The organism is bacterium (genome assembly GCA_037143175.1).
In the GTDB taxonomy this organism is placed as follows: Bacteria; Verrucomicrobiota; Kiritimatiellia; order CAIKKV01; family CAITUY01; genus JAABPW01.
In genome coordinates, this window is the sequence record JBAWZF010000005.1 from 37,988 (window position 1) to 62,016 (window position 24,029).

The following is a 24,029-nucleotide window of genomic DNA, read 5'->3' on the forward strand; positions in this document are numbered from 1 at the left end:
TTCTCTCTCCTTTTTCACAGCCCAACTGCCTTGAACGTTCGAGCCACATCCCTGAAATGCGTCGCAAGATTAAACACCTGGTCGAGATCCCCTGCCGATACCTTGGCCATGATTTCGGGATCCGCCTCAATGAGGTCACGGAGGTTGCGTCTCGAGTCCCAGGCCGCCATGGCATGTCGCTGAACCATCCGATAAGCCTGCTCCCGCGTAAAGCCCTTTTGAGTCAACATTAAGAGAACTTGCTGGGAATGGATCAAGCCATGCGTCAGATTGAGATTTTCCTTCATCCGCTCAGGTGACACCAGCATGTTGTGGGTCAACTTCTCCAGTCCGACTAACATATGATCGAGTGCAATCGTACTATCGGGCAAAATGACACGTTCAACGGACGAATGAGAGATATCCCGCTCATGCCAGAGCGCCACATTCTCAAGGGCAGCCACAAGGTTTCCACGCAATAACCGGGCTAGTCCGCATAGTTTTTCACCGGTAATCGGGTTCTTTTTGTGCGGCATCGCCGAGGATCCCTTTTGTTCCTCGCCAAAATATTCTTCCACCTCAAGAACTTCAGTCCGTTGCAGATGCCGGAACTCCGTTGCCCACCGGTCAACTGAGGCGCCGACCAAAGCCACAGCAGACATATATTCCGCATGCCGATCGCGTTGCAAAATCTGCGTCGATATGGCGGCAGGCTTAAGTCCGAGTTTTTTGCAAACATATTGCTCAACGAAAGGATCAATGTGCGCGTGGGTTCCCACGGCACCGGAAAGCTGCCCCACCCGAATCACTTCACGAGCCGCCTCCAACCGTTTCAAGGCACGCCCAAATTCATCGTACATCAGCGCCATTTTGAGCCCGAAAGTGATCGGCTCGGCATGAACGCCATGACTGCGGCCAATCATGGGTGTTAATTTATATTTTTTGGCTTTGACTGCCGCCGCCTTACGCACCGCCTTGACATCGACTATCAGAATATCCATCGCCTGAACCATCTGAACGGCCAAGGCGGTGTCCAAAACGTCAGAACTTGTCAGGCCCCGGTGAATGAACCGGGAAGAAGGACCTACATGCTCGGCGACATTGGAGAGAAAGGCGATCACATCATGATTGACCTTCGCTTCAATCTCATTGATGCGTTTGACACTAAAGGCCGCACGGGATTTGATGCGTTTCAGATCCGCCGCCGGGACAATCCCCAATTCATGCATCGCCTCACAGGCAAGGATTTCGATTTTCAGCCAGATGCTGAATTTATTTTCATCTTCCCAAATATTCCCAATTTCAGGACGTGTATACCGTGGAATCATAAGTAATCTCCTCTTAGAAGTGCGGTCAAAACCTATTGAATTTCACCCTTTGATGCCAGCAAATACATCAGATACTACATCCATCTGGCATTATCTTTGACGGCCCTAGTGACCGCACAATCTTCCGGCACCACTCCTTGTCGGGCTATATTTACCAGTACCCCGACACACATCATGGAAACGATCAGGCTGGAACCGCCATAACTGATAAAGGGGAGAGCAAGACCTTTGGTTGGCAAGCAGCCTGAAACCACCCCGATATTAATGGCCGCCTGAACAGCCGTCATTAACGTGAACCCAGTGCCCATTAATCGTCCAAAAAGATCAGGTGCCTGAAAACTGATAACGGCGCCACAGGCGAGAAACCCCGAGAATAAAAGCACCACGAGAATAGAGGCCGCCAGCCCCAACTCTTCACCTATAATCGCGAGAATAAAATCAGTATGAGCCTCCGGAAGGTAGAAATGCTTTTGAAGACTCTCGCCCAGCCCCACGCCCCAGACCCCGCCCAGAGTAAAAGCCTGTTCGGACTGCTGAAGATGATAGGCCTCCTTGGGATATTTATCAGGATCCATGAAAGCCAACACCCGCCCGGCTCGGATGGGATCGTGCATCACCGCTGCACCAAACACGAGAGCCCCCATCAAACCCAGGATGACCAGGTAGCGGCCAGGGCTTCCCCCTGTAAACATAATGGCCGCCCCCACGACCCCCAACAGGACCGTGGTGCCAAAATCAGGCTCAACAATCACCAGGATTAAAAAAATCCCCATCAATGAAAGGGGCTTCAGAATCCCCTCTTTGAAGGTTTGTCCCTTGATGCCGGATTTAGTCATCCAGGCACTCATCATGATGACCAACGCAAATTTCGCCAGTTCAGATGGCTGAGTACTGATGGGCCCAATCCGAATCCACCGGTGGCTGCCATTGATCTTGGCGCCAATCCCCGGCACCAGCACAAGCACCAGTAATAGACCGGAAAATACCGATATAGGAATCCACCAGCGTTGCCACTGATGGTAATCAATAGAGGCGGTCACCACACCTGCCACCGCGGCGGCAACCAACCAGATCAATTGCCGAAACAGGAAATAGTTTGCATCTTTGTAGACAGCGTTCCCTTTAACAGAACTGGCGCTGGCCAACATTACGATGCCCAGCGCCAGTAACAAAAGAACGATGCCCACTAATATGGTGGGCGTTTTCCGCATCACTCAACAGGCGGAGGAATTTTCAAGGTCTGCCCCGCCTTAACGTCAGGCGATGATAAATTGTTCAGCTTCATGACTTCCTCGGCGCGAACACCATACATCATAGCAATGGAGTTCAGGTCCTGATTCAGTTCAACGACATGCAGAACGTCATTCGACTTCGGGGCCGCAGGATCAACCGCCGCCGGCTCAACCGGAGCCACAGTCGCTTCGGGAACCACGGCATCAGCCGGAGCCGGGGCCGTAGGCCCTTTCACCGCGGAAGCTGCAGAACCTTTGGGAAGTTTCAGCTTCTGCCCCACCTGCAACTTGTCACTGCTCAGGCCATTGAGCTGCTTAAGAGCCCGGATTGTCGTCTTGTGGGCCACGGCGACGCTCCCGAGCATGTCCCCGGACTTAACCACATAGACGTCGCCACTCGCGGCAACGGGCGCAGACTTCACTGCCGATTTTGCGGGCTTCTTATGCACGGCCTTACCCGCAACATGCGCAGGGGCGGCCGCATCCGCAGCACTCAGTTCAACAGAACCGGGAAGTTTCAGTTTCTGACCGACACGAATCTTATTCGGGTTCGTGATACCGTTCAGCTTGATGATATCTTTTGTGGAAACTTTCAGCTTCTTGGCGATTGAACCAAGACTGTCACCCGCCTTGACTATATAAGTTTTGGATTCAACGACCACTTCAGCTTTGACCTCATTGGTCTTGGCTTCAACAGACGCCACAACTTCCGTTGTCGGCGGCATCACGACCGGGCCAACCGGCTCTTCCTGAACACGGGTTGTCCCGCATCCCGCACTCAACATTAATCCACCAACGATTACGACTGACCCAATGATTCGCGCCTTTTTCACTACCTGTTCTCCTTTTTTATATCCCGCACAATTTCCAAAAACTGTTCACCTCTGTCTTCAAAACTCTTAAACTGGTCAAAGCTTGCGCAACCGGGTGACAATAATATCACGTCACCATTTTCCGCATCTTTCCAGGCCTTATTCACAGCCGCTTTCAAGTCAGAACAAACCACACAAGAAAGTTGATCCTGCCAAGCGGCAGCCATGACCTGTGAATATTTCCCGATAATGTAAACACCGAGGACCTTGTTTACCAGTACTTTTTTTACTGATTCCAAATCCTTTTCTTTCAATAACCCACCCGCAATCAGCCGTACAGGGCCATGCGCCATCCGAACCCCTGCCGACATGGCCGCCAGATTTGTGGCTTTGGAGTCATTAATAAAGGAAACCCCGTCTATTTCCGCCACTTTCTGCATACGGTGTGGCAGACTTTGAAATGCGCTTGCGGCAGCCGTAACCCCCTGCAAAGATACACCGACCCCTGCCAGGGCCGCCACACAAGCAGCCGCCGTCACACCCATCACCTCATTATCAAAAATGGAGCCCTCTACCAACACCGGTTGTGACAAACTGGCGCCGCGAATCGAGCCTTTCTCGTAATAAAAGGAGGATTTATTGGATAACCCAAAGGTGGCGACACGGCACCCCGACGACAAAGCGAACCCAATCTGCCCGGACAGGGCTTCAGGAATCACCGCCACATGCCGCTGATCCATGCGCCTGAACATGCGGGCTTTCATCTCCGTATAACGCTCCATCGTTCCATGACGATCAAGATGATTGGGATTGATATTCAGCAAGATTCCCGCATCGGGGGCAAATTGCTCGACCCCCTCAAACTGGAAAGAACTGACCTCCACCACGACCCACGCAGGCGCAGGTTCCAAACAAGCGAGCGCAGATAAAGGGGCCCCATAATTTCCACCTGCCACCGCCGAAATGCCTGCCTTCTGGAGTGATTCACAACACAGTTTCACCAGCGTGCTTTTCCCGTTTGAGCCCGTCACCGCAAGAACACGGCTTTTGCAGGCGCGCCACCCGAGTTCGAGTTCAGAGATGACAGCTACCCCACGCCGCCGCAACTCGAGCACCCAGGGATCGGTCTCGGGAATCCCGGGGCTCACTACTCCCAAAACGAATTGGGCCTCAGGCAAAATCCGTGATCCAATAAAAACCTGGCATCCTCTATCCCGCAAGTGCTGAGCCTTGATTTCTAACTCCGCACTTGTTCCGGCATCCGCCACCATGACCCGACGGCCCTGCTGCAGTAACAGCTGCGCAGCGGCTTCCCCGCTGGCGCCCAACCCCAGCACCAACACAACGGAATCAGCTATGGATGATCGATCAGGCATGGTCATCACCGGAATTTGAGCGTGGCTATTCCAAGCAGTGCAAAGAGAATCGAGAGAATCCAAAACCGGATCGTTACTTGCGTCTCACTCCATTTTTTCATCTCAAAGTGATGATGAATCGGAGCCATTGCGAAAATTCTTTTTCCACGCAATTTAAATGAGGCCACCTGCAAGATCACGCTCATGGCTTCCATGACAAAGACTCCCCCGACCATCACCAGCAGAAGTTCCTGCTTGATCAAAATCGCCACCATGGCCACCGCACCCCCAAGGGCCAGACTGCCGGTATCCCCCATGAACACTTGCGCAGGATGACAGTTGTACCACAAAAACCCAAGGCAACCGCCTAAAAGGCAGCCGCAAAAGACAGCCAATTCTCCCGTGCCAGGAATATAGGGCAAAAATAAATATTCCGCGAACGCGCGGTGACCGGCAATATAGGCCATGACCAGATACGCTAACGCCACGGTGCTACTGCAGCCAATGGCCAGGCCATCCAGGCCATCCGTCAGGTTTACAGCATTGCTCGCCCCCACCACAATTAACACGATCAGTGCAATCGCGGCAAACCAGCCCATATCCTGAATCACAGGCCCCTTGAAAAACGGAACCATCAACTGCAGGGTATGCTCGCGGGTTTCAGGCAGAATCAACAGCACCCCGCCAACAATGACCGCCCACAAAACCTGAAGCCGAAATTTGGCTCTGGCGCTTAGCCCTTTGGCATTTTTCCCCTTCAGCTTCACCGAGTCATCCAAAAAACCCACAAACCCCATAAAAACAAAAGTTAGCAGCGTCAACAGGATATACACATTGGTCGGCATCGCCCAAAGCAACGTGGATAAAGTAACCGAGCCGATGATCAGAATCCCCCCCATCGTGGGCGTCCCCTCTTTCTTCTCATGTAAGACATGAAGCGGCGGGGCTTCTTCTTTGCGGATATATTGCTGCACTTTATACGAGCGTAGCTTTCGAATCACCCAGGGGCCCAGGATCACACACAATAAAAACGCCGTAGCGGCTCCAGAAAACGCACGGACCGTGATGTACTTGAACACCCGAAACTCAGAGATCCAGTTACTCAAAAAATGCAAATAGTAAAACATGTCTTTAATCCTTACCCAGCATGCCGGAAAGCCGGACAACAACCTCATCTAAATGTTTTCCGCGCGAGGCTTTTACCAGCACGGCATCGCCCGGAGCGATACAATTTCTCAATATTTCAAGGCTGGATTCCAGCCCCTCACAGGAATGAACACGCTCAGCAGGGATTCCTGCAGTCATTGCGCCCGCTGCAATATGCGCACCCAACGATCCAATTGTGACAAGCCCAGCCCAATCCCCTTCCTGTAAACTCTGCCCGATCGCATGATGTTCAGCCACTTCGGAGGCCCCAAGTTCAAGCATATCACCCAACACCAGCCACTTCCGCCCGGACACGGTCATCTCCCTGAATGTACGAATCGCCGCCACCATGCTGACGGGATTGGCATTGTAGGCGTCATTGATAAAGGTCACTCCACCCGCCACCGTCCGCTCCCAACGCATGGGAGGCCCCACAAACCGTTCAAACGCGGCAGCCATCTGTGCCCAGGTCACCCCAAACCCGCGAGCTACCGCAATGGCCAGCAAAGCATTGCTCCGGTTATGCAGGCCGGGTAAGGGCAGGCGAAAGGCATGGATTCCGCCCTCCACCCGATCTTCGACCTTACAGTTCCCCGTCTTCCCATCATCAAAAACAAGCCTGTAGTCAGCCTCCACATCGCCTCTGACGGACGTGGTGATAACCTGCCCGGGGGCACAGGCACGCAAAATGGATTCATGTGGTTCATCCCGACTGATTACAGCGATTCCGTGTGCCGGCAAGCTCCGCAGTAATTCCCCTTTTTCGCGCGCAATCGCCTCAACAGAAGAAAAGAATTCCAAATGGACAGGCCCGACATTCGTGATGACCCCCCAGTCCGGCTTGGCAATATCGCAAAGCGGTGCCATTTCTCCCGGATGATTGATGCCCAGTTCCAACACAGCCACCTGACTTGCCTGGGGAATCGCCAGGATACTGAGGGGAAGCCCGATATCATTGTTCCAGTTCCCCTTGGTGCGAGCCGTTGTATGCGTTTCTCCCAGGAGGCAGGCAATCATTTCCTTGACCGTTGTTTTGCCTGTACTGCCCGTTACGCCCACCACAGACAGTCCTCCGAGTTTGACGCGATACCCGGTCGCCAACTCCTTTAACGCCCGGGCTGAATCCTCCACGACCAGCAATGGAATTCCCACGTCCCGAAGTGCGTCCAGGCGGGAGCGGGAGATCAATGCCGCACCCGCGCCGGCCTCGAACGCCTGGGCCACAAAATCATGCCCGTCAAAACGCGCGCCGCGAAGCGCGACAAATAAAGAACCCGGCGTGATCTTTTTTGTATCGTGAATGACCGCATGGATTTGTTGAGGTTGGTGCGGCACCCATTGGCCGCCGCACCAGCAAGCTAAATCCTGGGGATCAAATGTAACCGCAGCACTCATCCATCCATCCTTATCAAAGCGTTTTTCACAACCAGACGGTCATCAAACAAGGCTTTCACCCCCGCAATTTCCTGGGTGGTCTCATGCCCTTTCCCGGCAATAATCACAAGATCCTTATCCCGCGCCACGGCCAGTGCCATGGCAATCGCCTTGGCGCGATCCTCAACGACCTCGTAACTTGCCCCCCCGCTAAACCCGGCACAAATTTGACTGATGATCGTTTTGGGATCCTCATCCCTGGGGTTATCCGATGTGACAATGGCAATATCCGCAAGGCGCGAAGCGGCCGCCCCCATCAACGCTCGTTTGCTTTGATCCCGGTTTCCTCCGCACCCAAACACCACAATCAGGCGCCCTTCGGTGAACCCCCTTAAGGTTTCAAGCACATTGGTCAATGCATCATCCGTATGAGCATAATCCACAAATACACGCCAGCCTCGCGCGACGGGAATTTCCTCCAGCCGTCCGGGAACCCGGGCGCGTGCCGCCAAAGCCGGAAGTATCACGGCATCCTCAAACTGCAGGGCCCGGCCAGCCGTATAGGCACCCAACACATTCTGAAGATTGAAGCGCCCAAGAAGCGGCGTACTCACCCTGCTTTCGCCCCAGGGAGTCTTGACCCGACATTCACTGCCATTGGAGCCCATCTGCATCTCCATGACCTGCACACTGGCACCCGGTTCAATGCCGAACGTAATAATTTCCGCACGGATATCCGGATCTGCAGCCAGTTTGCGCCCCCAGGGATCGTCATGGTTAATCACCGCAACGGCACGTTTATTGCCCCGCCCGAGTTCTATAAATAAGCGACGCTTGGCTTCAAAATAGCACTCCATGGTGTGATGATAGTCCAGATGATCACGAGTCAGGTTGGTGAAAAGTGCCACGTCAAAATCAACCCCATGGATCCGCTGTTGATCCAACGCGTGTGAAGAGACCTCCATGACGACACTTCGACAGCCGGCTCGAACCATCTGTCCTAAATAATCCTGGACTTCCAGCGCTTCCGGCGTGGTTCGTTGCGCGGGAATAATCCGCGCCCCGATTTCATAATGGACGGTTCCAATCAAACCCGGTATGCACCCAACCGATTCCAAAACATCCCTGACCATAAACGCGGTCGTCGTCTTTCCATTCGTGCCGGTTATCCCGACGACCTTCAGCGCCCCACTGGGATGCCCATAGAAAACGTCGCTAAGCTCAGCCAGCGCCAACCTGGTATCTTCAACCTGGACCTGGGTTACCTCACGTGAGGAGAGCTGCGCATGAGAGGTAACAACCACCGTTGATCCTCTCTTAACAGCCTCCTCGGCATATTCATACCCATCACAATGTGTTCCCGGTATGGCAACAAAGAGCACATCCGGCTTCACCTGCCGTGAGTCATACGCAATTCCCTTCACCTCACGGTCAGGATTTCCCCGCACCGCCAGATGTTTCACTTTTGTCAATAGTTCCGATAATTTCATCAGAATGTCTCACCCGGGCCATCTGCAGAAACGGCGCTGGATAACGGAGTCACACTCTCCGTCGGTGTAATTCCTAAATATCGTACCGCCTGCTCAGCCACCTCTCCAAATACCGGGGCAGAGACAGCCCCCCCGGTGTGAAGGGGTTGCGGCTCATCAAATACCACGATCATTGCAATCTCGGGCTTGTCGGCCGGCAAGAATCCGGCAAATGAAGCCATGTAGTCGGTTTCTGAATAATGCCCGGCAATAGGCTTCTGCGCAGTGCCCGTTTTCCCCCCCACTGAAAATCCATCTACCCTGGCCTTGGTCCCCGTCCCGCCCTCCTCACACACGCGGGCCAACAACCGCCGCATCAGGGCCGCAGTATCGGAACGAATCGGCCGTGATATCATCTGTGGCTGACGACGCAATAATACGGTCCCATCATCCGCAATCACTTCCTTGACCACATACGGCTTCATCAACATACCGTCATTGGCAATGGCACATAACACGCCCAGCATCTGAAGCCCGGTAACCGCCACACCCTGTCCGATGGCAATACGACTCGAACTGATGGGCGACCACTTCTGGACCTGCGCCAGGATCCCCCCCTCCTCACCCGGCAGATCCAACCCCAACTTGCTTCCGAGCCCGAAACTGCGCAGATAGCGATCCATACGCACATCACCCAGCATGATCGCAATTTTGGCGGCCCCGATGTTACTGGATTTTTTAAGGATATCCGCCACACTCAATTGTCCATAAGAGTGATAATCACGCAGCACTTTCCCCTGATAGAGCCAGCGTCCATTCTCGGTGTTAAATATCTGATCAGGTTTGACAATCCCCTCATTCAAGGCCGCCGCAATCACCGTTACCTTGAACGTCGACCCGGGCTCATAAACATAGCCGATCGCACGATTAAGTTTCTGTGGATCGGTTGCCGCGCGGAACTTATTGGGATCAAACCCGGGCCGGCTGACCAGGGCCAGAATTTCACCCGTCCGCACTCGCTCCATAATGGCAAACGCCGCCTTGGATCGGTTACGTTCCATGGCGGAATCAATGCTTTTCTCCAGCATATACTGGAGTTGCTGATCGATTGTGAGCACAACATCAGCCCCGCTTTTTGAAGGAATCTCCTGGGTTCTTCGTTCCACCATCTCGCGGCGGTGCCCATCCAGACGGCTCTCTATCAGGCCGGGACTTCCCTTTAAATATTTCTCAAGGGCCAGCTCAAGTCCACTGGATCCGACGCCCTCATTGTTGGCAAACCCGAGGACGTGACACAACATCATGTTTTGGGGATAAGACCGGATTGACGCATCGCTCATGTGCACGCCCGGCAACTTAAGCTTTTCCACAGCGTCCGCTTTTTCAGCCGAGACATAACGGGCAATCACCGCGAACTGACTGTTCGTTTTGTTCATCCGGGGCAGGACATCCACCATATCCATGGGAATCAGCGGCGCAAGACAGGTCAGAGTCGTTCCCACCCGGTTGCTCGCGATGAGCAGGGAGGGATCCACCCAGATATCCTTTACCCCCACGTTAAGCGCCAGAATACCCTCCGCAGGGCTTCCATCCAAAATCCGCCCCCGGGGCACAGTGAGTGTCTGCTTGAAAGTCCTGGTTTTGGCTGCGGTAGCCTGAATGTGGTTGCCTCCGCCCAGGTGCAAATACGCCAACCGACCGACCAGAACCGCCATTGCCAGGCTCAACAGAACCACAATGGAGACGAATCTGGTTGATCCCTGCGGCTCAGTCATTCATCACAATCCTGGTATTCCGGGCCACGCGAGCCGTAGGACGGGTTTCGTACCCATGAAGGGTATCCAAAGCACCACCATAACGGACACGGACAATTTGATCCCGCCCGGGCCAGGTCATGACCAGGCCATGCGCTTTCAACGCCTGCTCAAGACTGGACGGCGACTGCATTTTCGCCCATTCACACTGCTCCCGCACCAATTGATCACGTAATCGGTCACGAGCCGCCTCAAGCCCCCGGATTTCACGACCGAGAGTCTCGGTTCGCGAGTGGAGACAGACATACACCAGCGCAAACCCAACCGATACCAACAGAATCGCCACGAGAGGAATCGGGACGGGGAATTTTGCCTGTCCCTTTTTTTTGTTTTTTTTAGCTATCATACTAGTTTTGATCCTTTCGCTCTGCGACTCTCAACTTGGCTGATCGAGCCCGGGGATTATCCCGGGATTCTTCATCCGTTGCCACCACAGGCTTCCGGGTTAAAATCGCCATTTTCGGAAGAGCGCCAACCCACTTCGCCCCACCTTCAGGGAGCGATTCCATTCGCCCCTGATGTCCTACAAAAAATTGTTTTACGATCCGATCTTCCAAACTATGGAAGGTAATCACGGCCATCCTGCCGCCCACTTTCAAAATCCGAAGCCCGGCTTCCAATCCCGCCTCCAGTGCCTCCAACTCACCATTCACAGCGATTCTGAGGGCCTGAAAGGTCAACGTTGCCGGATGAATCCGCCCACGTCGCCCGCCATATACCTCCATCACCAAGTCAGCCAACTGAGCGGTTCTCCGGAACGGAACTGCTCCTCGCTGCCCCACCACCTTTTGCGCAATCGCTCTCGCTCGGGGCTCTTCACCATACTTCCTGAGTAGTCGCGCCAACTCTTCTTCGGATAGTGTGTTCAATAAATCCGCCGCCGTCATCGGGCACTCCCGATTCATGCGCATGTCCAAAGGCCCATCCCGCATAAAGCTGAACCCTCGATCCGGATCATCCAACTGATCAGAGGAGATCCCGATGTCCAACAACACCGCATCCACCTCTTTCAAGCCCAGCCCAACCACCACCTCATCCATGCGTGCAAAACTTGACTGAACCAGCGTGCAGCGCGGAGCCATATCGCCCAACTTCTGAAGTGCCCGCTCCAGTGCGCCCGCATCCTGATCCAATGCCACCACTCTGCCGTGAGGCCCCACTGCACTCGCGAGCGCCGCCGAATGCCCGCCTCCACCCAATGTCCCATCAACCACAATCGCGCCCGGACGCAAATCCAGTCCGACCAGAACCTCAGAAAGCAATACAGACTGATGCATGTAAATATTTCAGGTTAAAATCCGACATAACGAGCCGCTTCACCCAGATCGGCGGGTCCGGTTGAACCAACCTGCTTCCACAATTCCGGATTCCACAACTCAAAGTGATCAATCGACCCGACAAGGGTTACCTGATCCGCCAATTTTCCATGCTCCAGCAAACTGTCATTAATCCGAATACGCCCGGCAGAGTCCCAGGGAGCCAATTGGGATTGTGACCCCAGGATTCGCGCAAATTGCCGGCCCTTCACATCCGCAACGGAAAGGCTCCGGATACTCTGTAAGCGTTGAATCATTTCACGGGCCGGATACACATTCAGAAACATGCGTCCCTCAAGGTCAGGCAAAACATACAAACCTCCAGCCGACAAGCCGGCACACTCCCGCCATTCCGACGGAATGGTCAGTCGCTTTTTGGGATCCAAGGAATGGGTGTAAGTCCCCATGAAAAGACCTTGCGTGATCCCAAATATTGGTTCTTTTTTTTCTTCTGCCTGCACTTATGCCCCACACCTATGTACTCTTGCCACACAATACACCACTTCGCCCCACCCAGCGTCAACAATTTTCACCTTTTTTTAAGGCATTATGGACAATTTTAGTCGCGCAAACTTGTCGCTTGCCACTAATCTATGCGAAGTGTAGAAGTTACGAGGCTATTAACCAGTGAGGTATTCTGATGTCTAAGTATATCGATTCTAATGTTTCACAAGAGCTGGCCGCATCGACCCAACCGCTTCTTTTCGAGGTGGCGTGGGAAGTGTGCCAACAACTCGGAGGCATTTACACCGTTATCCGCTCGAAAGTCCCCAGCATTGTTGAGCAGTGGGGAAACCGCTACTGTCTGATTGGCCCTTACAATCCTCAAACCTCACAAACCGAGTTCGAAGAAATCCAGCCAACTGGTTTTTTTGCAGATGTACTGCGCATGCTGAATGAGCAAGGAATCGAGGCGCATTACGGGCACTGGCTTATTACGGGCCGCCCGCGCGTTCTACTGCTTAACCCCAGCTCAGTAAAATCGCAACTCGGTGTTATTAAATATCTGATGTGGGAGCATCACAACATCGCGATGAATGATGATGATCTGGTCAACCAGGTCGTTTCATTCGGTTACGCGGTTGAGCACTGCTTCAGAGCCATCATAAAAGCACAATCCGTCAAACGTCCGGTCATTGCCCATTTCCATGAATGGATGGGTGCCTCCGCCATTCCTGAAATCCGCCGCTCCAATATTCCCGTCTCCATCGTCTTCACCACGCACGCCACGTTGCTGGGCCGCTATCTCGCCATGAACGACCCCTGGTTTTACGATCATGCCCCCTTCGTTGACTGGGAAGCAGATGCCCGTAAATTTAACATCGAAGCCCAAGTCCGCCTGGAGCGCGCAGCGGCCCATGGCTGCCATGTTTTCACAACGGTCAGTGATATCACCGGTTACGAGTGCGAGCATCTGCTCGGCCGTAAACCCGATACGCTGCTTCCCAACGGCCTGAACATTGAACGCTTTGTGGCATTGCATGAATTTCAGAACTTGCACCGGGTTTACAAGGAGAAGATCAACGAATTTGTAGTCGCTCACTTTTTCCCGAGCTATTCCTTTGATCTGGATCGCACCTTATACTTTTTCACCTCGGGTCGTTTTGAGTACCGGAACAAGGGCTTTGACCTCACCATTGAGTCTCTGGCCCGGCTCAATTTCCGCATGAAGCAGGCGGGCACCAACAAGACCGTCGTATTCTTCATTATCACCCGCAAGCCCATCCGTTCGATCAACGCCGAGGCGTTGCGCCGGCGCGCCATGATGCAGGAAATGCAGGATGATTGCCGTGCCATCTCCAATCAGATTGGCGAGCGTTTGTTCGTCGCGGCCTCCATGGGAAAATTCCCGGACATGGATGAACTGGTGGACGATTATTGGAGACTCCGTCTTCGCCGCCTGATGCATGTGTGGAAGAGCAAGAGCATGCCCTCAATCGTCACCCACGACCTGATGGATGACGGTAATGATGAGATACTCAATCAGTTGCGCTCCTGCCAGTTGTTCAACCAGCCGGGCGATCCCGTGAAAGTTGTGTATCACCCCGATTTCGTAACCACCAACGATCCGCTCTTCGGTATGGATTACGATCAATTTGTGCGCGGCTGCCATCTGGGCATCTTCCCCAGCAGTTATGAACCCTGGGGCTATGCCCCGCTGGAATGCGCGGCCCTTGGACTTCCCTCCATTACTAGCGACCTTTCGGGCTTCGGCACCTATCTGGCGCAAAATATTGATAATCACGACAAGGATGGGCTGCATGTATTGAACAGGCGGTTCAACTCCTTTGACATCTCCGCCACCACGCTGACAAATCAGCTATTCAACTTCATGCAGATGGATCGGCGTGAGCGCATCAATCAACGCAATCGCGTCCAGATAGCCTCGGAACATTTCGATTGGCACAACCTCGGCCGCTACTACGCCCAGGCCTATCAAATGGCATTGACACACAGCGGCCCCACCTGATTCCTGCGCAGGACACATGCCAGCGAAGTTATCGTAACCGATTCATGGCCGTTAAAATTATCGCCTAAGCAGATCTTTAATTTCATCTTCTATATAAGGGACTGGCCTGCACGCCTTGGCGAAGTTTGGCGAGTCGGGCAAGATTTCAACAAGCGTTTCAGGCGGCAAATACATATTTCGACGCCGCACCTTTTCAACCCCTGATGAGGCTGCCGCTAAAACAAGGAAACTATCTCCGTGAGGGTCAATATTCAGAGATGCAGGCCTCATGCTTTTTTCACTCAGGATAAAGATGAGTTTTTTCAACAATTCCAAACCCTGTCTGAAATGTTTTTGAAACAAATTGAATAGCCTCGAGATCACTGGCGGAAAGCACACGTTCATCAACAGGCGTCAGAGACCGATGCCCAATTTTGCACGTCCTTGCTTTCCGAGGGGCGCCAGAATACCGGATCCCCGCCAGTCTCACGTTGAACAAGAATCACTGTTTGAAGCGGCAAGAGATCCAGATGAGGGGAAAAGGTTGTCAGTTGACCACCCCATCCCCTGCGTGCTATACGATGCCGATTCTTAATGAAGTCGATCATTCGATTACAAGATCATAAATGTCAACCGAGAGGCTGCAACACATGAAACGATCCGAGATTAATGCCATTATGAAGGATGGACTGGCTTTCTTAAAGCGAATGAACTTTTTGATGCCGCCGTTTACCCACTGGTCACCGGCAGATTGGAAACGCAAGGGGCCGGAATGCCGTGACATCATCGACCAGCAACTCGGCTGGGACATCACGGATTTCGGATCTGGTGATTTTGCGAAGGTTGGCCTACTGCTCTTCACGATTCGAAACGGAAAGTTTTCAGATCTCACAAGACCCAACGGCAAAATCTACGCTGAGAAGATTATGATTGTTCGGGAGAACCAGCTTACCCCAACCCATTTCCATTCCCAGAAGATGGAAGACATCATTAATCGGGGTGGCGGCAATCTGGTCATCCGGATGTGGAACTCTACCCCCGGGGCAAAACTGGCTCAAACCCTCGTTACCGTTGCTATGGACGGCGTGCTTGTCAGGGTTAAGGCAGGCGGAACCATCACCCTAAAACCCGGCGAATCAGTGTGTCTGCCACAACGCCTTTTTCACCGATTCTGGGGGCAGGCTGGCAAAGGCATGGTTCTGGTGGGCGAGGTGAGCCGCGTTAATGATGACCATGCGGACAACACCTTCTACGATCCCGTAGGTCGCTTCCCGGAGATTGAAGAAGATGTGGCGCCCCTGCATCTGTTGTACAACGACTACGCGAATTACTACCGCTGCATCGCTAAACCCGGAGATACCCCATGAGCGTTGAGAAAGTCCTATCCTGGAAATCCCTGCTCGAAAAACGTGAAGTCTGGAAGAGGGAAGGAAAATCAGTAGTCTGGACCAACGGCTGCTTCGATCTGATCCACGTCGGCCACGTTCGCAGTCTTCAGGCTGCACGTCGTTTTGGCGACGTGCTGGTGGTAGGATTGAATAGCGACTCCTCGGTGCGAAAACTGAAAGGACCTGAACGTCCAGTGGTTCCCGAATCGGAACGTGCTGAGATCCTGGCCGCCCTGGAATGCGTGAATGCCGTCTATATTTTCAGCGATGACACACCCGAGCGGCCACTGGCTGAATTGCGCCCCGACATCCACTGCAAAGGGGAAGACTATAAGCCGCCTCACGGTAAACCGATTCCGGAAGCGGCCTTGGTTGCAGCCTACGGGGGGAAAATTGAATTCATCCCTTTCGAGATAGCGACCTCGACAACCGGCTTGATCAAGAGCATCAAAGGCAGTTAAACGCCAATCCCGGACTCCCGGGCCAACTCGTCAGCCGCCCGGCGGACCATTTCGACTGAAATGTCGCGAATACATTGAAAGTCCAGGTTGGCAAAGCAGGTCAGCGGTCGGGGAGAATAAAAGAAGCACGGGCTACAGGGAAGCCCGGCTCGAACCACCACGTGCGGGGCTCGATAGGGTTGTACTCGTGCCGGGCTCGTGGGGCCAAAAATGGTTACGCAAGGAACCTGCAACGCGGCCGCCATATGCATCAGGCCTGAATCGTTACTGACAAAAAGGGAGCATCGGCGGATCAAGGCTGCGGTCTGACGTAAAGTCGTTCCGGAAACCAGGTGGCACCCCGCCCCCATGCCCTCCGCAATCGTCCGCTTCAGTTCCGCCTCTTCATTACCTCCAAAAATCAAAACGGGGGTTCCCCAATCTGCATGGAGCCCTTTTCCCAGCGCGGCAAACTTCTCCGGCGCCCAGCGCCGCCGAACCTGGTTCTTAAACATGGCGGTCCCGGCGTGCATCCCCACCAATCGTTTTGTCCCTAACCCCTGTGACTGCAGCCATTGATCAGCAAACGCCTCGTCCTCCGGTGTCAGCACCATTTCCAGGCGATCCTCCGCTGACGGGGGAACCGGAACACCTGTAATCAAATCCGCCAGACGCAGGTCCTCCTCAACATTGTGAAGCGCATTGTCTTCCCGCACCGCGTGGGTACTTATGAAATTCAGGTTACGCAGATCGAAATGGTCATAGCGGTGACCACCCCGGCGCCGCGCCCCGATCATCCATTGAATCACATTATACTCAGACCGGTTGGAGGGATAGGCCAGCATGGAAGCGTCGTACTTCATGGCGCGCAACTGCCCGACAAGCCGGAGGCTGTCCCAAACCCTCGCCTTCAGGAAATCGTGAAAAAATACCGTCCGAATCAGGGGATGAGTGTTGAGCGCCTGCTCCGCCGCCTTGAACATGACCAACACATCCACAGCCGCTTCGGGCCAGGCGGTCTTGATGCGCCGGATCGCGGGAATGGTCAGTAAAGCATCGCCAACTCCAGGTAATGCAAGAACCAGTACCTGCCTCATTGTTCGACCCCGGCGCCTTGAAACTTCATATTCTTATTAGTTCTTTCCGTGCGCCTGCTCATAGCGCTTAATCTCATCGCGGAACTTGGCAGCGTCCTCGTAGTTTTCCACCGAGATGGCCTTTTCAAGCTTGGCCTTCAATAAGGCCAATGGGGAACCTACGTTTTTTTTCGGGACCCCAACTTCGGGCTCTTTCCCGTCTTCTTTCTCCTCGTGGACTCCATCCTTCCCCTCCTCAAGCACCACTCCCGCCTTATTCATCACCTGGGCGGTCACATAAAGCGGGGCGGAACAGCGCAAGCCAAGGGCAATCGCATCACTGGGGCGAGCATCAATCTCGATCTCAATCCCATCGCGTTCCAACACCAGAACGGCATAATATGTACTTTCAACCACATCCTTAATGACCACCCGCATCAGGCGACACTCCATGCAATCCAGGACGTTCTTGAATAAATCATGAGTCAGCGGACGGGGGATCTGAACTTTTTCGAGCCACAATGCAATGGATTGGGCTTCCGCCCCACCAATAAAGATAGGCAATGACCGGGGATCCGGATCTCCTTTAAGGAGAACGACGAATCCCAGATTGGACAACGACAACCCCGCGACTTTCACATGAATCATAAATCACCTCTTCTGAAACTACCTTATCACCTTTCCTCGCATCATGAAAAGCAGGAAGACTACGTTGTCAGGGTATACTTATCTAAATGCTCTCTAATTTTGACGATTTCGGCTCAAATACTTGAGAAACGGCATGGTTTTGGAGTGCGGCGGCTTGACGCCGCTATTCTTAGGCGCGGCTTGACGCGCCGTACGGGCGGCCTGTCAAGCCAGGCCTTGAAAAAGCGGCGTCAAGCCGCCGCACTCCAAATTGGCGTTGCCAAATAAAGCCAAAAATTGCCAGAAGTCCGGGGTTTAGATGCGTCTGCCCTGAATGGGGTGTAAGGAGATATTGAAGTGATTTCTAATATCGTCTATATAATCACCACTAATGAAAATCATTTCATGTGACACCCGCCACTTACCGGCAATCCAGGCTATTTTCAATGACGCCATTATTCATTCCACGGCACTATATGAATACCAGCCTAGAACCCTTGAGACGGTCACAGCCTGGTTCGCGACTAAAATCAAAGGTGGTTTTCCTCTGATTGGAATTGAAAATGAGAACGGCGAACTCATGGGATTTGCCACGTATGGAGTTTTTCGCAATTGGCCCGGCTATAAATATACTGTTGAGCATTCCGTCTATGTCGATGCCCGGTACCGCGGCAAAGGCATTGGCTCCCACCTGATGAAGGAACTGATTCGCCGCGCCCAGGCTCAAAATGTTCATACGATCATCGGGGCCATCGACACTGCCAATGAAGCCAGCATGGCGCTCCATCGCAGCCTCGGGTTTGAATATTGCGGCACCATCAAACAGGCAGGCTTTAAATTCGGTCGCTGGCTGGACATGGTCTTTTATCAGTTGATACTCCCCACCCCCACACATCCGACTGAAGGATAATTTGTAATATTTTGTCCCTTTTGCGTAATACGGATTAAAGGGCATCATCCACATGAACGAAACCGAACTTGACCAACTTGTAGAACGCGTCCAAAACGGGGATCGCGATGCCTTTGGCGAGGTGGTTTTTGCCATTCGGAAAGAATTAAGGATTTTTCTCTCCGCCCACGCCTGCTCCATCGACATGGTTGAAGAAGTCCTTCAGCATACCCTAGTGGTGTCGTACGAAAATATTGCCAAATATGAACGGCGCGGCACGTTTCTCTCCTGGACAAAAGGCATCGCCCGCAACCTCATGCTGAAGGAGCTTAAGGCACGTTCCCGTTATGTCGCCCCCGGGGAAGATGAACTGGACCGGATCGTTCTCGACGCATCCATGCAGTCCGTTCAAGCTCTGGATCGCGAGGAGGCGTATGTGGAACACCTCCGGAATTGCCTCACGAAGCTGCCCGAAGAGTCCCGCCAACTCATCCAGCAGCGTTATTTTAACCGACTCTCCATCCGGGAGCTGGCGTCACAGAATCATCGGACAGAAACCTGGGTTGCTGTCGCCTTGTTCCGTGTAAGAGACCTGCTCAGGGATTGCATTCCCACGTTTACACCACCACACTTTGTGTATTGATGCTGGAGGTCTATTACCGCTATCTTCCTTCCTATGCCCATCGACCAGAATCAACACCTAATAAAAAAGTCGCCTCAGGAGACATCCCCATTGACCTCCTCTAACCCTCCAGCTCCAAATGCATGGAAGGGCTGGCTCACTCTTTTCCGCCCTCCAAATTTGTTTACTGTCCCCGGCGATCCCCTGGTCGGTGCCTTGCTCGCCGCCCTGGCGCTTCATATCATTCCCAGTTGGAATGCGGTATACGCCGTCATGGGGGCGGCCCTCGCCTTCTACGCCAGCGGACTGCTGGCCAACGACTTCTTTGACCGCGATTGTGATGCTCGCGAACGCCCCGATCGGCCCATTCCGTCCGGGGCCGTCAGCCCCCTCGCCGCGAAGTGGGCCGCCATCTTTCTGACGCTGGCCGGCGTGCTCTTCACGCTCCCGGCAGGCAACACCGCCAGCGCCATCGGAATTCTCGTCGCGCTGGCCTCATGGCTTTACAATGTCTTCGCTAAAAGGATTCCCTGGCTGGCCCCCTTCTCGATGGGAATCTGCCGGGGACTAAGCCTGATGCTGGGCGCCGCCATTCTCGGCCTTCCTGGAGTCACTTCCCCCGCCGTCCTGATGGCTGCACTTTTCCTGACCCTGTACATCGCCCTGATCACCATCATTGCGCGAAATGAAGCCGACACGGATGCGCCCCCGATCCCCACTTGGTGCCGCTGGGGCATCCCCACAATCCTAACGGCCTGGCTGGCAATCTTCCTGCTCAATCCTGGATCCCCACTGGTGTTTCAATGGAAAAGCATGTCAATTTTATTGGGGGTCATGTCCATCCTCTGGGCCCTGGTCTGGACGGCCCAAATGAGACGTCATGCTTCACCCCGCGTCGTTCAGGCTTCCGTTGGCGGCTTGATCCGTGGCCTGCTTTTCACGCAGGCGGCACTCTGCGCTTCATGCGGCGGCGTGGGCGAAGGGTTCGCGCTCCTCCTACTATTTCTTTTTCCGGTAAGCGGCTGGATCAGCAGATGGTTTTATGGTAGTTAATTACCGGCATGAATAAGCGCTTAGTCATCATTCAAGTGGCCGGATTGGGATATGATTTCCTGACCGAATCATTCGGCATAACCTGGAAAGGGTGCACCTTTGAACCACTCAAAAGTGTATTCCCGGCCCTCACCTGCACAGCACAGGCCACATTCCGCACTGCCGCCCCCCTTTCCAGCCATGGCATGATCGCCAATGGCCAATTCCATCGCGAACTTCACCGTCCTCTCCTCTGGGAACAATCCTCAGGATTGGTCTCCGGCCCACGGATCTGGGACTCATTCCGGAAGCGGGGAAAGCGGGTTGCCATGCTATTCTGGCAGCAGTCGCTAGGTGAAGCCGCGGATATCATCCTTTCCCCTGCCCCCATTCACAAACACGGCGGGGGAATGATCCAAAGCGTATATAGTCAACCCCCCGGCCTCTATGACTCGCTCTGCAAATCTATCAAGCGTACTTTTCCCCTGCACCGCTATTGGGGCCCCATCGCCTCGCCCGCCTCCTCTGACTGGATCGCCCAAGCCACGGCGCTGCTGTTAAACGATCCTAACACTGCGCCCGACCTTTGCCTGACGTATCTCCCCGCACTCGACTACGATCTCCAGCGGCACGGGCCCGCGCATCCTTCTGCCAAGCGTGCCCTGGCCGCCTTACTCAGCCAGCTCGCGCTTATTCGCGATGCCGCTGTAAAAAATGACTATGACATCCTGATCTTCGGGGATTACGCCATAGGCTCCGCAACCCAAACCGTCTTTCCAAATCGTGCCCTGCTCCAATCCAATCTGTTCAAAACACGGACTGTGGCAGGAATGCTCTATCCGGACTTCCACGCCAGCCAGGCTTTTGCGATGGTCGATCACGAGATCGCTCACGTCTACCTACGCGACCCGACTGACCTGGCCTCAACACGAACCGCACTGGAAACACTTGAGGGAATCGAGACCATTCTGGATACCACAGCCCAGCAGACCGCAGGCATCGCCCACCCGCATGGGGGGGAACTATTGCTTGTGGCTAAACCCGGCTTCTGGTTCGCCTACCCATGGTGGACCGCCAAGAAGAAAGCGCCCGATTATGCCAGCCATGTGGATATCCATAACAAGCCCGGCTATGATCCCTGCGAGTTGTTCTTCGGTTGGCCCCCGATCTCCGTCAGCCAGGACACCACCCGCATCAAGGGTTCACATGGCACCATTGGCAAGGACCGCGACGCCGCTTGGGCGGCCACCTGTCAGCTTGCCGGCACCCCCACCACCCTGCAGGAGCTCGCCCAGCTTGTGAAGCAACATCTGGAGGCTGTACCGTGAGCCACTCCATTACCAGTGTTTATCAACGGCTCTCAATCCCCTTTGAATTCCCGGTCTATTTCCATCGGAACACCTTTTCCCCCGACAATCCGTTACTTGCCGGCACTGTTGATCGCCTCCATGAAAAATGCCGGCACCGGGTAATGGTGTGCGTGGATAAGGGGGCCGCACGGACCTGGCCACAATGCAACGCCAAGATCAAAGCCTATTTCAAAGCCCATAAGGACTCCCTTGAACTGGCTGGCCCCATCGAGACCATTACTGGCGGTGAACAGGCGAAGCAGAATCTATCCGGCCTCACCCGAATGATTGCACTCATGGCCAAACGTAATTTGGCCAGACAAAGCGTGGTTTTAATCATCGGGGGCGGAAGCATCCTTGATATGGTAGGATTGGCCGCCTCGCTCGTCCACCGGGGACTGCGCGTCATCCGGATGCCCACCACCGTAGTGGGACAGAATGACGTCGGGGTCGGCGTCAAAACCGGGATAGATCTTTTTGGCAGCAAAAACTTTCTCGGCACCTTTGCCCCACCTTTTGCGGTAATCAATGACTTTGATTTTCTGGATCACCTGACTGACCGAGACTGGATTGCCGGAATTGCCGAGGCCTTCAAAGTCGCCATGATTAAAGATCGCCATTTTTTTACTTTTCTTTGCAGGAATACTGAGGCCCTGAGGCAGCGCAGGCCCCGTGTCATGGAGCGGCTGGTCATCGACTGTGCCACACTCCATCTCGATCATATCCGATCTGGTGGCGATCCGTTCGAGACCGGCAGCGCGCGCCCGCTTGATTTCGGGCACTGGTCGGCTCATCAACTTGAGGTTATGTCCGGCTATCGCCTGCGGCATGGCGAAGCGGTATCCATTGGCATCGCGCTGGATTCCTATTACGCCATGCGGCTGGGCTTGATTCCTAAAAAAGGACTCGCCAACCTGCTCACGAGTCTTCATGCCGCCGGACTCCCCATTTGGGATAAACACCTGGCGACGCTTAAGCCGAACGGTTCGCTGGCCATTCTGGATGGCTTGACCCGCTTTCAGGAACACCTTGGCGGTTCCCTTACCATCACCCTCCCCGCCCCCATTGGCTCACGGACCGAAGTTCACACCATGGATCCTGCCATCATTTCCGAAGGGATCAAGTATCTGAAAACATGCACCCTAACACCCATTTAACCTATTGCCTGAATGTTCATCCCGGCGAGTCCTGGGCAGATAATCTGGCTGCTATTCAAACGCATACTCTGGCGATCCGCGACCTCGTCTCCCCGGGCAAACCGTTCGGGCTGGGATTACGCTTGAGTCACCAGGCTGCCTCGACTTTAAGCCACCCGGAAACGCGAACCACTTTCAAGCGTTTCTTGCATGAACATAACCTCTACGCCTTCACCATTAATGGCTTCCCCTACGGATCCTTTCACACCAAACCTGTCAAAACGTCAGTTTATCAACCAGACTGGTCCACCCGCGAGCGACTCGACTATACCACCACCTTGGCGCACATTCTGGCCGAACTGCTTCCGGAAGGGACCGAGGGGAGTATCAGCACCCTCCCGCTCGGATATAAATTTTCATCAGGTAGCACCGTCGCCAGCACCCCCTCCAACGAGATGGTAATCCAACTGGCTGAATGCGCCCTCTCGCTTCATAATATATCTCAGAAAACCGGCAAAGTGGTTCATATCGGACTTGAGCCTGAGCCCGACTGTTTGCTGGAAACAACACCAGAAGTCATCCGGTTCTTTGAAACTCAACTTTTCCCGCAAGCCACTCCACACCTGGTTTCACGCCTGTCCTGCACTCGGGCTGAAGCTGAGGCCCTTTTGCGACGACACCTCGGCGTTTGTTTTGATACCTGCCATTTGGCCATTCAGTTTGAAAACCTGTCCGCGAGTCTGGTCCGTCTTGCCCGTCATGGTATCCGAATTTCCAAGGTCCAACTCAGTGCCGCACTGGAGGTCATTCCCACCACCGCCGCCAGAACCAGACTCTTAGCCTTTCTCGATCCAGTCTATCTCCACCAGGTCAAAACCCTGTATCTTGAGCGATATGCCGACTTGGATAAAGCATTGGAATCCCCAGTTACACCTGATGATCCTTCCTCCCTCTGGCGGATCCATTTCCACGTCCCGTTGTACTTTGAGGGCGATGCCCTGCTCCGTTCCACCGCCAAGTCCATGGATGCCAAATTCCGGGATCAATTAAGCCACCTGCCAGTCCAGCATCTGGAAATTGAAACCTACACCTTCCATGTCCTCCCCGCAGCCCTGCAAGCTGGTGGAGTGGTCTCCAGCACCGTCCGCGAATATGAATGGGTAAGAGATCAACTTGACAGGCCATCCTCTTGAAGA

25 protein-coding genes are annotated in these 24,029 nt (G+C 53.9%); 10 read left to right on the forward strand and 15 right to left on the reverse strand.

Annotated features, from left to right (window positions below; all coding sequences use genetic code 11):
* Positions 1–14: 14 nt before the first annotated feature.
* The 11 genes from purB to WCI03_03215 all read right to left on the reverse strand — a co-directional run bounded on the left by purB (position 15) and on the right by WCI03_03215 (position 12,286).
* Positions 15–1,307, reverse strand: a complete 1,293-nt coding sequence (purB, locus tag WCI03_03165; GenBank protein MEI8138848.1) for an adenylosuccinate lyase — start codon at positions 1,305–1,307, stop codon at positions 15–17.
* A gap of 74 nt (positions 1,308–1,381) precedes the next feature.
* Positions 1,382–2,518 (reverse strand): putative lipid II flippase FtsW, encoded by a 1,137-nt coding sequence (gene ftsW / locus WCI03_03170; protein ID MEI8138849.1) that lies wholly within the window; start codon positions 2,516–2,518, stop codon positions 1,382–1,384.
* Positions 2,518–3,372 carry a LysM peptidoglycan-binding domain-containing protein gene (locus tag WCI03_03175; protein MEI8138850.1) on the reverse strand — a complete coding sequence of 285 codons (855 nt, stop codon included), beginning with the start codon at positions 3,370–3,372 and terminating at the stop codon, positions 2,518–2,520. Before WCI03_03175 ends, ftsW begins: the two co-directional genes overlap by 1 nt.
* Positions 3,372–4,727 carry a UDP-N-acetylmuramoyl-L-alanine--D-glutamate ligase gene (gene murD, locus WCI03_03180; protein MEI8138851.1) on the reverse strand — a complete coding sequence of 452 codons (1,356 nt, stop codon included), beginning with the start codon at positions 4,725–4,727 and terminating at the stop codon, positions 3,372–3,374. The genes WCI03_03175 and murD overlap by 1 nt, the downstream gene beginning before the upstream one ends.
* 5 nt (positions 4,728–4,732) lie before the next feature.
* Entirely contained in the window at positions 4,733–5,833 is a 1,101-nt protein-coding gene (mraY, locus tag WCI03_03185; protein MEI8138852.1) for a phospho-N-acetylmuramoyl-pentapeptide-transferase, read from the reverse strand.
* A 4-nt stretch (positions 5,834–5,837) separates the two neighbouring features.
* Positions 5,838–7,247, reverse strand: a complete 1,410-nt coding sequence (gene murF / locus WCI03_03190) for a UDP-N-acetylmuramoyl-tripeptide--D-alanyl-D-alanine ligase (protein MEI8138853.1) — start codon at positions 7,245–7,247, stop codon at positions 5,838–5,840.
* Positions 7,244–8,716 (reverse strand): UDP-N-acetylmuramoyl-L-alanyl-D-glutamate--2,6-diaminopimelate ligase, encoded by a 1,473-nt coding sequence (locus tag WCI03_03195; protein MEI8138854.1) that lies wholly within the window; start codon positions 8,714–8,716, stop codon positions 7,244–7,246. Before WCI03_03195 ends, murF begins: the two co-directional genes overlap by 4 nt.
* Positions 8,716–10,470 carry a penicillin-binding protein 2 gene (locus tag WCI03_03200; GenBank protein MEI8138855.1) on the reverse strand — a complete coding sequence of 585 codons (1,755 nt, stop codon included), beginning with the start codon at positions 10,468–10,470 and terminating at the stop codon, positions 8,716–8,718. The genes WCI03_03195 and WCI03_03200 overlap by 1 nt, the downstream gene beginning before the upstream one ends.
* A complete protein-coding gene (locus WCI03_03205; protein ID MEI8138856.1) occupies positions 10,463–10,855 on the reverse strand; it encodes a hypothetical protein in 393 nt (130 codons plus the stop codon). Before WCI03_03205 ends, WCI03_03200 begins: the two co-directional genes overlap by 8 nt.
* A gap of 1 nt (position 10,856) precedes the next feature.
* Positions 10,857–11,786, reverse strand: a complete 930-nt coding sequence (rsmH, locus tag WCI03_03210) for a 16S rRNA (cytosine(1402)-N(4))-methyltransferase RsmH (GenBank protein MEI8138857.1) — start codon at positions 11,784–11,786, stop codon at positions 10,857–10,859.
* A gap of 14 nt (positions 11,787–11,800) precedes the next feature.
* Positions 11,801–12,286 (reverse strand): hypothetical protein, encoded by a 486-nt coding sequence (locus WCI03_03215; protein MEI8138858.1) that lies wholly within the window; start codon positions 12,284–12,286, stop codon positions 11,801–11,803.
* A 179-nt stretch (positions 12,287–12,465) separates the two neighbouring features.
* On the opposite strand from WCI03_03215, the gene WCI03_03220 reads away from it, so the two are divergent.
* Positions 12,466–14,295, forward strand: coding sequence for a glycogen synthase (locus WCI03_03220; protein ID MEI8138859.1), 1,830 nt, complete (start codon positions 12,466–12,468; stop codon positions 14,293–14,295).
* Positions 14,296–14,352: 57 nt separating this feature from the next.
* On the opposite strand, the gene WCI03_03225 is transcribed toward WCI03_03220, so the two are convergent.
* Both WCI03_03225 and WCI03_03230 read right to left on the reverse strand, forming a co-directional pair.
* Positions 14,353–14,601, reverse strand: coding sequence for a hypothetical protein (locus tag WCI03_03225; protein MEI8138860.1), 249 nt, complete (start codon positions 14,599–14,601; stop codon positions 14,353–14,355).
* A gap of 77 nt (positions 14,602–14,678) precedes the next feature.
* Positions 14,679–14,882 carry a hypothetical protein gene (locus WCI03_03230; protein ID MEI8138861.1) on the reverse strand — a complete coding sequence of 68 codons (204 nt, stop codon included), beginning with the start codon at positions 14,880–14,882 and terminating at the stop codon, positions 14,679–14,681.
* Between the two features lie 42 nt (positions 14,883–14,924).
* Between WCI03_03230 and WCI03_03235 the strand changes: the two genes are divergently transcribed.
* Both WCI03_03235 and WCI03_03240 read left to right on the forward strand, forming a co-directional pair.
* Positions 14,925–15,641 (forward strand): D-lyxose/D-mannose family sugar isomerase, encoded by a 717-nt coding sequence (locus tag WCI03_03235; GenBank protein ID MEI8138862.1) that lies wholly within the window; start codon positions 14,925–14,927, stop codon positions 15,639–15,641.
* Positions 15,638–16,123 (forward strand): adenylyltransferase/cytidyltransferase family protein, encoded by a 486-nt coding sequence (locus WCI03_03240; protein MEI8138863.1) that lies wholly within the window; start codon positions 15,638–15,640, stop codon positions 16,121–16,123. The genes WCI03_03235 and WCI03_03240 overlap by 4 nt, the downstream gene beginning before the upstream one ends.
* Here the strand turns inward: WCI03_03240 and WCI03_03245 are convergent.
* Together WCI03_03245 and WCI03_03250 are read right to left on the reverse strand one after the other, a co-directional pair.
* Entirely contained in the window at positions 16,120–17,199 is a 1,080-nt protein-coding gene (locus WCI03_03245) for a glycosyltransferase family 9 protein (protein ID MEI8138864.1), read from the reverse strand. The genes WCI03_03240 and WCI03_03245 overlap by 4 nt on opposite strands.
* 36 nt (positions 17,200–17,235) lie before the next feature.
* On the reverse strand, positions 17,236–17,826 hold the full coding sequence (locus WCI03_03250) for a bifunctional nuclease family protein (GenBank protein ID MEI8138865.1): 591 nt from the start codon (positions 17,824–17,826) through the stop codon (positions 17,236–17,238).
* A gap of 99 nt (positions 17,827–17,925) precedes the next feature.
* On the opposite strand from WCI03_03250, the gene WCI03_03255 reads away from it, so the two are divergent.
* From WCI03_03255 to eboE, 7 genes are all read left to right on the forward strand, one after another.
* Entirely contained in the window at positions 17,926–18,093 is a 168-nt protein-coding gene (locus WCI03_03255) for a hypothetical protein (GenBank protein MEI8138866.1), read from the forward strand.
* Between the two features lie 103 nt (positions 18,094–18,196).
* Positions 18,197–18,715 carry an N-acetyltransferase family protein gene (locus tag WCI03_03260; GenBank protein MEI8138867.1) on the forward strand — a complete coding sequence of 173 codons (519 nt, stop codon included), beginning with the start codon at positions 18,197–18,199 and terminating at the stop codon, positions 18,713–18,715.
* Positions 18,716–18,767: 52 nt separating this feature from the next.
* Positions 18,768–19,337 (forward strand): sigma-70 family RNA polymerase sigma factor, encoded by a 570-nt coding sequence (locus WCI03_03265; protein MEI8138868.1) that lies wholly within the window; start codon positions 18,768–18,770, stop codon positions 19,335–19,337.
* Positions 19,338–19,496: 159 nt separating this feature from the next.
* Entirely contained in the window at positions 19,497–20,369 is an 873-nt protein-coding gene (locus tag WCI03_03270) for a UbiA family prenyltransferase (protein ID MEI8138869.1), read from the forward strand.
* Between the two features lie 8 nt (positions 20,370–20,377).
* Complete coding sequence (locus WCI03_03275; protein MEI8138870.1) at positions 20,378–21,676, forward strand: nucleotide pyrophosphatase/phosphodiesterase family protein; 1,299 nt, start codon at positions 20,378–20,380, stop codon at positions 21,674–21,676.
* Positions 21,673–22,854: a 3-dehydroquinate synthase gene (locus WCI03_03280; GenBank protein ID MEI8138871.1), complete on the forward strand. Its 1,182-nt coding sequence runs from the start codon at positions 21,673–21,675 to the stop codon at positions 22,852–22,854. The genes WCI03_03275 and WCI03_03280 overlap by 4 nt, the downstream gene beginning before the upstream one ends.
* Entirely contained in the window at positions 22,833–24,026 is a 1,194-nt protein-coding gene (eboE, locus tag WCI03_03285) for a metabolite traffic protein EboE (GenBank protein MEI8138872.1), read from the forward strand. Before WCI03_03280 ends, eboE begins: the two co-directional genes overlap by 22 nt.
* Positions 24,027–24,029 lie beyond the last annotated feature (3 nt).